At 54.0% G+C, this 12,889-nt stretch carries 12 protein-coding genes; 3 read left to right on the top strand and 9 right to left on the bottom strand.

Features of this window, described 5'->3' with window-relative positions; genetic code table 11:
* Positions 1-15: 15 nt before the first annotated feature.
* Together ACZ3HG_RS14230 and ACZ3HG_RS14235 are read right to left on the bottom strand one after the other, a co-directional pair.
* Positions 16-636, bottom strand: coding sequence for a LysE family translocator (locus ACZ3HG_RS14230; protein ID WP_465333112.1), 621 nt, complete (start codon positions 634-636; stop codon positions 16-18).
* A 54-nt stretch (positions 637-690) separates the two neighbouring features.
* Positions 691-1,416, bottom strand: coding sequence for a type 1 glutamine amidotransferase (locus tag ACZ3HG_RS14235; protein WP_191933634.1), 726 nt, complete (start codon positions 1,414-1,416; stop codon positions 691-693).
* A gap of 96 nt (positions 1,417-1,512) precedes the next feature.
* Between ACZ3HG_RS14235 and ACZ3HG_RS14240 the strand changes: the two genes are divergently transcribed.
* Complete coding sequence (locus ACZ3HG_RS14240; RefSeq protein WP_465333239.1) at positions 1,513-2,313, top strand: AraC family transcriptional regulator; 801 nt, start codon at positions 1,513-1,515, stop codon at positions 2,311-2,313.
* 186 nt (positions 2,314-2,499) lie between these two features.
* Positions 2,500-3,195: a 7-cyano-7-deazaguanine synthase QueC gene (queC, locus tag ACZ3HG_RS14245; RefSeq protein ID WP_465333115.1), complete on the top strand. Its 696-nt coding sequence runs from the start codon at positions 2,500-2,502 to the stop codon at positions 3,193-3,195.
* Between the two features lie 16 nt (positions 3,196-3,211).
* On the opposite strand, the gene ACZ3HG_RS14250 is transcribed toward queC, so the two are convergent.
* The 6 genes from ACZ3HG_RS14250 to clpX (ACZ3HG_RS14275) form a co-directional block, all read right to left on the bottom strand.
* A complete protein-coding gene (locus ACZ3HG_RS14250; protein ID WP_062744962.1) occupies positions 3,212-3,622 on the bottom strand; it encodes an acyl-CoA thioesterase in 411 nt (136 codons plus the stop codon).
* Between the two features lie 107 nt (positions 3,623-3,729).
* Entirely contained in the window at positions 3,730-4,068 is a 339-nt protein-coding gene (locus ACZ3HG_RS14255) for a helix-hairpin-helix domain-containing protein (protein WP_191933636.1), read from the bottom strand.
* Positions 4,069-4,208: 140 nt separating this feature from the next.
* Complete coding sequence (gene ppiD / locus ACZ3HG_RS14260) at positions 4,209-6,080, bottom strand: peptidylprolyl isomerase (protein ID WP_191936919.1); 1,872 nt, start codon at positions 6,078-6,080, stop codon at positions 4,209-4,211.
* A gap of 222 nt (positions 6,081-6,302) precedes the next feature.
* Positions 6,303-6,575 carry a nucleoid-associated protein HU-beta gene (gene hupB / locus ACZ3HG_RS14265; protein WP_191933638.1) on the bottom strand — a complete coding sequence of 91 codons (273 nt, stop codon included), beginning with the start codon at positions 6,573-6,575 and terminating at the stop codon, positions 6,303-6,305.
* A gap of 224 nt (positions 6,576-6,799) precedes the next feature.
* Positions 6,800-9,154 (bottom strand): endopeptidase La, encoded by a 2,355-nt coding sequence (lon, locus tag ACZ3HG_RS14270; RefSeq protein WP_191933639.1) that lies wholly within the window; start codon positions 9,152-9,154, stop codon positions 6,800-6,802.
* Positions 9,155-9,344: 190 nt separating this feature from the next.
* Positions 9,345-10,619 (bottom strand): ATP-dependent protease ATP-binding subunit ClpX, encoded by a 1,275-nt coding sequence (gene clpX / locus ACZ3HG_RS14275; RefSeq protein WP_118664533.1) that lies wholly within the window; start codon positions 10,617-10,619, stop codon positions 9,345-9,347.
* Positions 10,620-10,904: 285 nt separating this feature from the next.
* Here clpX (ACZ3HG_RS14275) and ACZ3HG_RS14280 point away from each other — a divergent pair, with 285 nt between their 5' ends.
* Positions 10,905-11,498: an ATP-dependent Clp protease proteolytic subunit gene (locus ACZ3HG_RS14280; protein ID WP_191935762.1), complete on the top strand. Its 594-nt coding sequence runs from the start codon at positions 10,905-10,907 to the stop codon at positions 11,496-11,498.
* A 68-nt stretch (positions 11,499-11,566) separates the two neighbouring features.
* Here ACZ3HG_RS14280 and clpX (ACZ3HG_RS14285) read toward each other — a convergent pair whose 3' ends face one another.
* On the bottom strand, positions 11,567-12,841 hold the full coding sequence (gene clpX, locus ACZ3HG_RS14285; protein ID WP_465333119.1) for an ATP-dependent protease ATP-binding subunit ClpX: 1,275 nt from the start codon (positions 12,839-12,841) through the stop codon (positions 11,567-11,569).
* Between the last annotated feature and the right edge of the window lie 48 nt (positions 12,842-12,889).

Raw genomic sequence — 12,889 nt, forward strand, 5'->3', positions numbered from 1 at the left:
AAAGGCTGACAGAACTTATCGCAGGATGAGCCGGATCCCCAGGTACCCCATCACCAGACCACTCGCTTTATCCAGCCGGGATTTGTATTGCATGTAAGCCTGACGGGGCCTTTCAGCCGACAGCAGCCATGCCACCAAACCATACCAGAGCGCATCGATGCAGAACGCCATCATGGGCAGTACCAGATACAGATAAGGCGAAATATGCTGACTGAGTAAGGCGGCAAAAATACTGCCGAATACGATCGCCGTATTCGGATTACTGAGCTGAGTTGCCATGCCGGTAAGAAACGCGCGGCCCGGGCCCTGGGCGTTATCGCCCAACGGACTTGAGGCCACACTGTCGCCCGTCCTGAAAAGCATGTTGCCGCCCAGCCAAAGAAGGTAAACGCCGCCGGCAGTTTTCAGCACGGTATACAGCCAGGGCACCAGTGTCAGCAGCGAATGCAGCCCGGCCAGTGCAATGATTGAAAAAATCATGCACCCCACGCCCATGCCAGCGGCGGCAGCCAGCGCACTGAGACGTGAGGAGACCACGGCAGTGCGAACTATCATAATGAAACTGGGCCCGGGACTCATGGCTCCCAGCAGAATAGCGCCGGCGATGGTCATCAGGGCGACGGGTGAGTCAGTCATTTTTTACCTGCTCTGTCATCATTCAGTCGGGTTTCTCCCTGCGCAGGGAGTGGGTTACTGGCGGCTCTGGCGATAACGTTCGGCCAGCTTATCCAGGAATGTGAAAAGTGCCTGATTCATCTCCCGGTAATCATGTGTACGCAGCTCTGCCGGGGTCTGCACAAAGCGGAATTCAGCTGCCCGGCTCAGATCCTTTTCAGAATGTGCAATCAGTCGTTCAACCACTTCCGCAGTCAGCTCCAGGTGGCACTGAAAACCGTAAACCAGATCGCTGTAAGCGACGATCTGGCGCGGGCATCCTTCGCTGTAAGCGATAAGGGTGGCATCGGGTGTCAGGCCAGGCATATCGTTATGCCAGTGCCCGACCTCAAGCGAGTGACCGAAATGCGCAAACAGCGGGTGCTGTCGCCCGGCCTCCGTCAGAGAAATGGGAAACTTACCGATCTCTTTTTCCGGGCTGTGTGCGAAAGGAGCCTTGAGCGCCTCACCGATCAGTTGGGAACCCAGGCAGATACCGATAACGGCTTTTCCGGCGTGAACCGCGGCCGCGATGAGAGCCTGCTCCGCTTTCGCATCAAAATGTGGGCATTCTTCCGGCGTGGTGGCCGGGTCCTGTGGCCCGCCCATGACGATCAAAAAATCAATGTTCTCCACGCTGGATGGTAGCGCCTCGCCTTCGTAAACCCGGGAACAGGTCACGTGATGGCCCTGATTCCTGGCCCAGGTCTCACAGGCACCCGGTGCCTCAAAACGTTCGTGGATGAGGAAATGTACGTGCATTTTAATATGCTCCTGTAATGCTTGTGATAACCTTAATTTTGCAAGCCTCACCCTTTCAGGATGTTGACCGATCGGATGAGTCCGTCCGACTTAGTGATGATAATTGCAGGAACAGAATTTAAAATGCCAGGTAGCATAGATAAAGCGCCAAGACATGACGACGCGACAGGCTGGTCTGGCACCTCCATACGCTATCAACGCGGAGAGACAGACCCTCCTCATCATCATATTGAAGGACAACTCTTATTTGCGACCAGAGGCGTTATGCTGGTTGAAACAGAAGGCAATCGTTGGGTGATCCCCCCTCAGCGTGCATTGTGGCTTCCGCCTCTCCAGATTCACAGCTACAACCTGCTCTCCCATACTGACTTACGGGCCATTTATTTCAGCAGCAGTCTTATCGCAGAATGCCCGAACTTCACGAAAAGTAACCATGTGCATGTCATTACTGCCACAGCGCTGGTGAAAGAGTTGATCGCCGGGCTTTTCGATGCCGACTACAGTGACCCGAGTCAGCGTAAAATGGCGCTGTTAATTCTGGAAATCCTTAGTGAGGCCCCTCCCCTCGCTGCAGAACTGCCTGTGCCAAATGATGAGCGTCTGTTTTGCGCCACCAGAGAGCTGCTGGTCGGTCATCGCTGGGAAGCCTCTTTGAGCGATCTGGCCTTTATCGCCAACATGTCTGAGCGCAACTTTTCGCGGCTGTTCATTAAGGACACGGGATTCAGTTTCAGAACCTGGAAGCAACGAGCAAGAATTTGTGCTTCATTAGATCTTCTCGCCAATGGCCTCTCCGTTAAGCAGGTCGCTTACCAGCTTGGTTTCTCATGCCCGGCTGCATTCACCGCTGCATTTCGTTCCATTCTGCATTCAACGCCGCGCCATTTTCTTCCTTAACCCTGGCCGGTGCCTGCTTCTCGCGCCAGGCGGACATTCCTTGCTTAACGCCACTGCCTGTCTGACACCTTCCCTTCCCAGGTGGACACCACACACGACTGCATGCCCATTCGGGCGGCAGAAGGGATACCTTTCTGAACGGCAAGGTATTACCATACCCAGCAGAAATTAACGGGAAGGGAAAGTATGAAACGTGCAGTGGTGGTATTCAGCGGTGGACAGGACTCAACAACCTGTCTGATTCAGGCGTTACAGCAGTATGACGAGGTACACTGCGTCACCTTCGATTATGGCCAGCGTCACCGTGCGGAAATCGATGTTGCCCGGGAACTTTCGCACGCCCTCGGCGCGCGGGCGCATAAAGTGCTGGATGTGACCATGCTTAACGAGCTGGCCGTCAGCAGTCTGACGCGTGATAACATCCCGGTGCCGGCTTACGAACCGGATGCCAGCGGCCTGCCCAGCACCTTCGTACCTGGTCGCAATATCCTCTTTTTAACCCTTGCAGCCATTTATGCCTGGCAGATTGAAGCCGAGGCGGTCATTACCGGTGTCTGCGAAACCGATTTTTCCGGTTATCCGGACTGTCGTGACGAGTTTGTGAAGGCGCTTAATCACGCCGTCAGTCTCGGTATGGCGCGAGACATCCGCTTCGAAACTCCGCTGATGTGGCTGAACAAGGCAGAGACCTGGGCGCTGGCTGACTACTGGCAGCAGCTACCGCTGATCCGCCATCAGACGCTGACCTGCTACAATGGTGTTCAGGGCGACGGCTGTGGCACCTGTGCGGCATGTCATCTCCGCGCCAATGGCCTGCAGGAATATCAGCAGCATCCGGCCGCCGTGATGCAGGCAATGAAAACAAAAACCGGGCTGGTGTAACCCACGGTGATACCGGTCAGGCCCCAGCCCCGGCGTTCAGCGTCTCCAGGTGGGCCTTGAGCTCACCTTCCAGCGGCAGGGCTTTTTTCGATTTAAGATCGATGCAGACAAAGGTCAACAGTGCATCTGAAATCGCACTGCCATCGGACTGCAGGGAAACCCGCTGGTCAATCACCCCGCTTTTCCCGCCCAGCGTCATCAGCTGGCTGTCGATATTCAGAACATCTCCCATCACCGCCGGACGGCGATAGTTAATATTGATATTTACCACCACAAATGCCAGACCGCGCTCATTCATCCAGTGAAATGCCCGGCTCTGTTCCAGCCAGGCCCATCGGGCCTCTTCAAGAAACTCAAGATAACGGGCGTTATTCACATGCTGATAGACATCCAGGTGATAGCCGCGAACTTTAATGGTGGTCTGCATAACGGATCCTCATCAATAGAAAAGGCCACACCAACTGGTATGACCTCTAAGAGATTAGCAGCCAGTCCGCGTAGTGTGCTGCGCAGATAGCCGGGTCTGAAGATGGATCACAATTTCAGCGATGCCAGATTGCGCTCTACCAGCTTATTACCCATCCCCGGCACCTCTTTTAGCTGCTCAAGCTGAGTGAAGGGACCATATTTTTCACGGTAGCTGACGATAGATTCCGCTTTTTTTATCCCCACCCCATTTAACGCCGCCGCCAGTTCCCCGGCACTGGCATTGTTAATACTGACCTGTGCCGCAGATGGGCTGATACCCTCTGCTTCCGGTACCGCCTGAACGGCAGCGGGCTTCTCCGCCACCGGCGCGGCACCCGCCATACCCGGCAGGAACAGTCCGGCTGATAATACAAAAGTCAGGGCCTGCAAAGTGCGATTAAACATGCTGTTTTCCTCCATGTGTTAGACAGCACGGCCACCCTAACGTGATGCCGACAGCCCGGCAAACGCCAGATCGCAGAAATGGAAAAGGCCGCATAAGCGGCCTTTTGGTATTGCAATCAGTTGCAGTGTCTTTGCGAGGCTTACTGGGCCTGCGCAGCCGCACCGTATTTGATTTTAGCGTCTTTACGCAGATTACTTAACATCGCAGCAAAAGCCAGCTGGGCATTATTCTGGGTGATCCCCTGAACCAGCGCCTGTTTCTGTGCTTCCGGCATGGTTCCTTTTTGGACTTTATCCAGTGCCATAACCACGATATTACCCTGAGCATCTTCACTGATGCCGAATGAAGGCTTACCTTCAGAAGGCAACGGCAGCGTAAAGGCAGCCTGAGACAGAGCATCCTGTCCGGTACGGGACAGCGTCTGCTGCGGGCCAAAGCTCAGACCTGCCGCTTTCAGCGCCTCGTCGCCTTTGCCCGCTTTCAGCGCAGCCAGCAGTTTGTCAGCCTGGGCTTTCGCTTCCTGCTGTGCTTTCTGCTGTTTCAGCGTATCGGTGATCTGCGCAGTCACTTCATTCAGCGGTTTAACTGCCTCTGGCTTATGTTCGCTGATACGCAGCACGAAAGCCCGATCGCCATCGACAGTGATCACGTCTGAGTTACTGCCTGGAGAACCGTTTTCCCCCACCAGACCTCCGTTAAAGATCGCATCCTGTACGGCTTTAAAGTTCAGCTCGGCAGGCAGGTTATCATGATTAAACCAGCCCGTTTCTACTGCTTTCACCCCAGCAGCCTGCTCTGCACTGGCCAGCGACTCATTGTCATTGCTGGCGGCATCGCTGACTTTCTGCTGCAGTTTGTAGTAGGCGTCTACGGCTTTTTCCTGCTTCACTTTAGCCGCGATTTCATCATGCACTTCAGGCAGCATTTTCACTTTTTCCGCCTGCGTGTCATCGAGACGGGCGACGATAAAGCCAACGGAAGATTTAATCACACCAGAGAGCTGGCCTTTGTCTTTCAGACCCGCGCCTTTCAACTCGTCCGGCGTCGTGTCAGGCTCCAGCCATCCCATATCCCCCCCGTTACGGGCAGAGATCGGGTCGGCAGATTTTTCTTTCGCCAGAGCAGCAAAGTCGCCGCCCTGTTTCAGCGCGTCCAGAACGGATTGCGCTTCCGCTTCAGTTTTCGTCTGAATGATGCTGTAACGATTACGCTGCGGCTGGGTGTAATCCTGCTGATGTTGATCGTACCAGGCCTGAATGTCGCTTTCGCTCACCGGCTGCTGCATCGCGGCAGCATCCAGCTTGATGTAGCTGACACGGAACTGTTCAGGCGACATAAAGCTGTTTTTGTTCTGCTCATAGTAGCCTTTGATCTCTTCCGGCGTGACGGTCTGCATTGCCACCAGGGCATTAACATTGATGGTCACATCGCGCACCAGACGCTGCTGAGAAACCAGCGCGGCCAGAGAGTCGGTCTCGTTGCCCAGCACGAAATCCGTACCGGTCACCGACTGAATCAGTTGCTGAGTGGTCAGCTGCTTACGCAGAGCCTCGGCGTACTGATCGGCAGAAAAGCCCATGTTGCTGATAATGCTCATGTACCTGGCATTATCAAATTTACCGTCAGTCTGGAAGGCTGGCTGAGTGAAAATCGCCTGTTTAATCTGATCGTCACTGATGGCCAGGCCAATATCTTTGGCATACTGGTCAAGTAAGACTTCATCAATCAGCTGAGAGAGGGCCTGCTGACGGATCTGTTGCATGTAACCTTCGTTACCCGCCAGAGCTGAGAACTGCTCGCCCAGCATCTGCTGCTGACGCGCACGTTCACTGCTGAAAGCACGCTCAAGCTGCGCACGGCTGATTTCCTGGCCGTTTACTTTCGCGGCGTAATCACCGTTACCGCCTGTCAGATACCCGCCTACGCCGGTAAGGACAAAGGAGAGGATGATCAGGCCCAGTAAAATCTTGAGCACGACATGGTTCGACGCCGCGCGTAAATTGTCCATCATGGTGTGACAACACTCCGCTGTAGTGTGAATGTAAAACCTTGCGCTGCCGTCCCGCGTTCCCGAGGACGCACTCAGCCATTTTAGACAACCGCAGCACGCGTTTGTCATTGAAACATAAAAAAAGGCACATCAAGATGCTGATGTGCCCCGTATGTTACATGAGAACGCGTTGGCGATCCTCAATACGCCGAAGAAATCTGCTTCTGCGACGGCTTAATACATTTAATTTACAGAGTCTTTCAGCGCTTTACCGGCACGGAAGCCCGGCACTTTACCCGCAGCAATGGTAATTTCTTTGCCAGTCTGCGGATTACGCCCGGTACGCTCGGCGCGCTCACGCACAGAGAAGGTACCGAAGCCGACCAGCGCGACTTCTTCGCCAGCCTGCAGGGATTCAGTAACTGAACCAATAAAAGCATCTAATACACGTCCCGCTGCAGCTTTGGAAATATCGGCGTTTGCAGCAATTTTGTCGATCAACTGTGACTTATTCACTCAATCATCCCCTCTTTTATTTTATACATCGTGAACGGGCTTTCTGCCGGACACGTACGTGCATCATTTGTTATTGCCGTTCAGCCGGGCCTGTTAAGGCTTAATGCCCGACAGCCTCTGCCATCACTGACTTAACAGCATCCTAACTTAGCGGCACAAAAAAAGGCTGGCAAGCACCAATTCACTTGCCAGCCTGAGTTTTACAGTGAGTTTGCCTTAAATCACTATTTCGCCGTCACAACCTGCATCCCGGATGGGGAATTTTGCAGGGCGAGGGCCAGTACTTCTTCAATGCGTTTCACCGGATGGATCTCCAGGTCGGCGATCACGTTGTCCGGGATCTCTTCCAGATCGCGCTTGTTCTCGTCCGGGATCAGTACCGTTTTAATACCGCCACGGTGAGCCGCCAGCAGTTTTTCCTTCAGACCACCAATCGGCAGAACCTGGCCACGCAGCGTAATTTCACCGGTCATCGCCACGTCGGCACGCACCGGGTTACCGGTCAGGCAGGAGACCAGTGCGGTACACATCGCAATACCGGCGCTTGGGCCATCTTTTGGCGTTGCCCCTTCAGGAACGTGAACGTGAATATCGCGTTTCTCGTAAAAGTCTGCATTGATACCCAGCTTCTCCGCGCGCGCACGGACGACGGTCAGCGCGGCCTGGATAGATTCCTGCATCACCTCACCCAGAGAACCGGTGTAGGTCAGCTTACCTTTACCCGGTACGCAGGCTGTTTCAATCGTCAGCAGGTCACCGCCCACCTCCGTCCACGCCAGACCCGTTACCTGACCCACGCGGTTCTCGCTGTCAGCGCGACCGTAGTCGAAACGCTGCACGCCGAGATAGTCTTTGAGGTTATCGCCGTTGATCTCGATGTGTTTGATCGATTTGTCCATCAGCAGCGTTTTCACTGCTTTACGGCACAGTTTGGACAGTTCGCGCTCAAGGCTACGTACGCCCGCTTCACGGGTGTAGTAACGGATGATGCCGACAATGGCGCTGTCGTCCACGGTCAGCTCATTTTTCTTCAGCGCGTTACGCTCAATCTGCTTCGACAGCAGGTGCTGTTTCGCAATGTTAAGCTTTTCGTCTTCGGTATAACCTGACAGGCGGATTACTTCCATACGATCCAGCAGCGGTGCCGGAATGTTCATCGAGTTAGACGTCGCCACAAACATCACATCGGAGAGATCGTAATCCACTTCCAGGTAGTGATCGTTAAAGGCAATGTTCTGCTCGGGATCAAGTACTTCCAGCAAGGCGGAAGCGGGATCACCGCGCATATCCGACGACATTTTGTCAATTTCATCCAGCAGGAAAAGCGGGTTTTTTACGCCGACTTTGGCCATTTTCTGGATCAGTTTGCCCGGCATTGAACCGATGTAGGTCCGGCGGTGACCACGGATTTCCGCTTCATCACGTACTCCACCCAGCGCCATACGGACATATTTACGACCGGTCGCTTTGGCGATGGACTGGCCCAGAGAGGTTTTACCCACGCCAGGAGGCCCCACCAGACAGAGGATTGGGCCCTTAATTTTGCTGACGCGGCTCTGTACTGCCAAATATTCCAGGATGCGGTCTTTCACGCGCTCCAGGCCGAAGTGATCGGTATCCAGCGTTTCCTGTGCCTTCAGCAGATCTTTTTTCACCTTGCTGCGCGCATTCCATGGTACCTGAACCATCCAGTCGATGTAGCCACGCACTACCGTCGCTTCTGCAGACATCGGCGACATCATTTTCAACTTTTGCAGCTCGGCTTCTGTTTTGTCACGCGCCTCTTTCGGCATTTTAGCCGCGTCGATTTTGCGTTTCAGCGCTTCATTTTCGTCCGGTGCATCATCCATCTCACCGAGTTCTTTCTGAATCGCCTTCATCTGTTCATTCAGATAGTACTCACGCTGACTTTTTTCCATCTGTTTTTTGACGCGGTTACGGATGCGTTTCTCAACCTGCAGCAGGTCAATCTCCGACTCCATCATCGCCATCAAATATTCCAGACGCTCATTGATGTCTGACATTTCCAGCACAGATTGTTTATCAGCCAGTTTCAGTGGCATATGTGCAGCAACGGTATCTGCCAGACGGGCCGCATCATCAATGCTGTTCAGAGAGGTCAGTACTTCCGGCGGGATCTTCTTGTTCAGTTTGATATAACCTTCAAACTGGTTGATCGCCGTGCGCACCAGCACTTCCTGCTCGCGCTCTTCAATTTCGGGCGACTCCAGGTATTCGGCCTGGGCAGTAAAATGGTCGCCGTTATCGGATAACGTCGTGATATGTGCACGCTGTAAACCTTCCACCAGCACTTTGACGGTGCCATCAGGGAGTTTCAGCATTTGCAAAATAGAGGCAACCGTCCCGACTGAGAAGAGATCGTTGATGCCAGGTTCATCCGTTGAAGCTTCTTTCTGAGCGACCAGCATGATTTTTTTGTCATGATCCATGGCGGCTTCAAGGCAGCGAATTGATTTTTCACGACCGACAAACAACGGAATGACCATGTGCGGATAAACCACTACGTCACGCAACGGCAACACAGGGATTTCAATGCGTTCAGAACGCTCAGGATTCATAGAGCTCTCTCTTAGTTTAATTTCCGCCAGGGTAAGGGGAACCGCATCATCCAGAAAAAGTGCAGTTTGACCCACAGGTACCTGAGTATATGGGGATGAACGGAATAGATTCAATGTCGGGGTAACGAGAAAAGTAAAAGGGGGAACATTTTCCCCCTTTTCAGATAACTGACTGGAATGGTTTGGTTATTTATTCGCCAGAGGCCTGCTGTGCTTCGGGCTTGCCATAAATCAGCAACGGTTCACTGTCGCCGCTGATAACCGATTCGTCAATCACCACTTTTTCTACGTCATCGACCGACGGCAGATCATACATAGTGTTCAGCAGCGCGCCTTCCACAATCGAGCGCAGGCCACGGGCACCGGTTTTACGCGACATCGCCTTTTTGGCAATTGCCTTCAGGGCTTCCTCGCGGAACTCCAGCTCCACGCCTTCCAGGTTGAACAGCGCCTGGTACTGTTTGGTCAGCGCATTTTTAGGCTCACGCAGGATCTGGATGAGCGCATCCTCGCTCAGTTCGGTCAGCGTTGCCACCACCGGCAGACGACCGATGAACTCCGGGATCAGACCAAACTTGATCAGATCTTCCGGCTCCACCTGCGCCAGCAGCTCGCCTTCGGTGGCTTTCTCCGACTTGCCCTTCACCGATGCGCCAAAGCCGATGCCAGTGCCGGTGTCCACGCGCTGCGACACCACTTTGTCCAGGCCGGCGAAGGCCCCGCCGCAGATAAACAGAATTTTCGACGTATCCACCTGCAGAAACTCCTGCTGCGGATGCTTGCGGCCGCCCTGCGGCGGCACGGCGGCCACGGTCCCTTCGATCAGCTTCAGCAGCGCCTGCTGCACGCCCTCCCCGGAGACATCGCGGGTGATCGACGGGTTGTCAGACTTACGGGAGATTTTGTCGATCTCATCGATGTAGACGATGCCGCGCTGCGCTTTCTGCACGTCGTAGTCACACTTCTGCAGCAGTTTCTGGATGATGTTTTCCACATCCTCACCGACATAGCCAGCTTCAGTCAGCGTGGTGGCATCAGCCATGGTAAACGGCACGTCCAGCAGGCGCGCCAGCGTTTCTGCCAGCAGCGTTTTCCCGCTACCGGTCGGGCCGATCAGCAGAATATTACTTTTGCCCAGCTCAATACCGTTGCTGGTGTCGCCGTTACGCAGGCGCTTGTAGTGGTTATAGACAGCCACCGAGAGCACCTTTTTGGCGCGTTCCTGGCCGATAACGTAGTCATCCAGGTGGTGGCGGATTTCATGCGGCGTGGGCAGTGAACTGCGCTCGCGGTGCGGCACAGCTTCTTTGATCTCTTCGCGAATGATGTCGTTACATAAATCGACGCACTCATCGCAGATGTAGACTGACGGACCGGCAATCAGCTTACGCACTTCATGCTGGCTTTTGCCGCAAAAAGAGCAGTACAGCAGTTTCCCTGAACCGTCTTTGCGCTTATCTGTCATCAGTTAACCTCATGCCTTACTTAATTTACACGTACCAGTCCTTAATATAGCCCATTTCCTCCGCTCATTGGGAGTAAAAGTCCCGCCCCACCCGCGATTGCCCGCCGGAGGCCCTGGCTGCCCCTGTGCAGGCATGAAAAGACGCTTGCCTGTAGCTGAGGGGTAAAATTCACTTCAACCTGCTGTTTTGAAATATAAAAAGTGCCTGATATTCCTGTTGATTTAGCCGCTAACTGGATTATGCTAAACTCTTGTCACTTAAGATTATCCGATGGAGTGTAAAGCATGCCTCAAGAGCCAGATAAAGAAGAAAACGGGCAGGAAGAGAAGAGTTCATCACTGGCGGTCAGTAAACTGCTTCAGTCACGCTCTATTATCATTTCCGGTGAGATTAATCAGGCGCTTGCCGAGAAAGTGACCGCCCAGCTGCTGATCCTGCAGGAAATGGGAGAGGAGCCGATCAAGCTGTTTATTAACAGCCAGGGGGGTCATGTTGAAGCGGGTGATACCATCCATGACATGATTAAGTTTGTGAAGCCTAAAGTGCTGGTTATTGGTACCGGCTGGGTCGCCAGCGCCGGGATCACCATCTTCCTGGCCGCTGAAAAAGAGAATCGCTACTCGCTGCCTAATACCCGCTTTATGATCCACCAGCCGCTGGGTGGGGTTCGCGGGAAAGTATCCGATATCGAAATCGAAGCGAAAGAACTGCTGCGTGCCCGTGAGCGTATCAACCAGCTGATCAGTAAGGCGACCGGACAGCCGCTGGAGAAGGTCGAGAAAGATACTGACAGTAACTACTGGATGAGCCCACAACAGGCCGTTGATTACGGTATTACTACCCACGTCATCAGCCACTGGGAAGAACTGAAAGCCTAAATGCTTCGGTCATGCCAAAATCAAAAAGGCCCGCATTAGCGGGCCTTTTTTTCAACATTACATCAGGGTTATTCGCCTGAGGCCTGCTGAGTTTCTGGTGTGGCATAAATCATTTTAGGTTCACTGTCCCCTTCAATGACCGGGGCATCTACCACAACTTTCTCTACATTATCCAATGAAGGCAGATCGTACATGGTGTTCAGCAGCGCGCCTTCCACAATCGAGCGCAGGCCACGGGCACCGGTTTTACGCGACATGGCCTTTTTGGCAATCGCCGTCAGCGCATCGTCACGGAACTCCAGCTCCACGCCTTCCAGGTTGAACAGCGCCTGGTACTGTTTGGTCAGCGCATTTTTAGGCTCACGCAGGATCTGGATCAGCGCGTCCTCGCTCAGTTCGGTCAGCGTTGCCACCACCGGCAGACGACCAATGAACTCCGGGATCAGACCAAACTTGATCAGATCTTCCGGCTCCACCTGCGCCAGCAGCTCGCCTTCGGTGGCTTTCTCCGACTTGCCCTTCACCGATGCGCCAAAGCCGATGCCAGTGCCGGTGTCCACGCGCTGCGACACCACTTTGTCCAGGCCGGCGAAGGCCCCGCCGCAGATAAACAGAATTTTCGACGTATCCACCTGCAGAAACTCCTGCTGCGGATGCTTGCGGCCGCCCTGCGGCGGCACGGCGGCCACGGTCCCTTCGATCAGCTTCAGCAGCGCCTGCTGCACGCCCTCCCCGGAGACATCGCGGGTGATCGACGGGTTGTCAGACTTACGGGAGATCTTGTCGATCTCATCGATGTAGACGATGCCGCGCTGCGCTTTCTGCACGTCGTAGTCACACTTCTGCAGCAGTTTCTGGATGATGTTTTCCACATCCTCACCGACATAGCCAGCTTCAGTCAGCGTGGTGGCATCAGCCATGGTAAACGGCACGTCCAGCAGGCGCGCCAGCGTTTCTGCCAGCAGCGTTTTCCCGCTACCGGTCGGGCCGATCAGCAGAATATTACTTTTGCCCAGCTCAATACCGTTGCTGGTGTCGCCGTTGCGCAGACGTTTGTAGTGGTTATAAACCGCAACAGAGAGCACTTTCTTCGCCCGTTCCTGGCCGATAACGTAGTCATCCAGGTGGTGGCGAATTTCATGCGGCGTGGGCAGTGAGTTACGCTCGCGATGCGGCGCAACTTCTTTAATCTCTTCGCGAATAATGTCGTTGCATAAATCAACGCACTCATCACAGACATACACCGACGGGCCGGCGATCAGCTTACGCACTTCATGCTGGCTTTTGCCGCAAAAAGAGCAGTACAGCAGTTTCCCTGAACCGTCTTTGCGTTTATCAGTCATTTACTTCCCCCTCATTGTCACACTCACCTTCCCACAAGGGGTTAGTTA

Source organism: Erwinia sp. PME.40.26/001, assembly GCF_055556675.1.